1 protein-coding gene is annotated in these 571 nt (G+C 71.8%); it reads left to right on the top strand.

The features are described from left to right. On the top strand, positions 1-458 hold a 458-nt coding region (locus AC1DWF_RS37160; RefSeq protein WP_476843430.1), incomplete at its 5' end, for a Bug family tripartite tricarboxylate transporter substrate binding protein. Between the last annotated feature and the right edge of the window lie 113 nt (positions 459-571).

The raw sequence follows: 571 nt of genomic DNA, 5'->3' as shown, positions 1-571 counted from the left end.
GGCTCGGCCTGCACATGGTCCACGTGCCGTTCCGCGGCGGCGCGCCGGGCATGCAGGCGGTGATGGCCGGCGATACGCAGATGATGTTCGAGAACACGCCGACACTGATCGGCGGGATCCGCGGCGGGCAGCTTCGCGCGCTGGCCGTCAGCGGCTCGACCCGCGATCCCGCTTTGCCCGACGTCCCGACGCTGGAGGAATCCGGCCTGCCCAACGCCGTCATCGAGCCCTGGTTCGGTTACATGGCGCCGCGCGGCACACCGGCCAATGTGGTGGCCCGGCTCAACGCGCTGTTCAACATGGCGCTGGCCGACGAGGTGGTGCAGACCCGCCTGCGCGACCTCGGCGCCCGGCCCGAGGGCGGCCCGCCCGAGCGCTTTGTCGCCCATGTCCGCAGCGAGATCGCACGCTGGCGGGAGGTGGTGGAGGTGAACCGCATCGAGCGGATCACGGATTAATCCGCGCAGGCGCCCTCGGTCACGCGCTGGCGGGCGGCGCCACCCTCCTCCTCCTCCGTCACCACCTCGCGGCAGCGGAAGCGGCGATAGACGCGGCCGTCATAGCGCCAGGT

The organism is Aminobacter sp. P4_D5, assembly GCF_056401815.1.
This window is presented reverse-complemented; position numbering and strand designations above follow the sequence as displayed.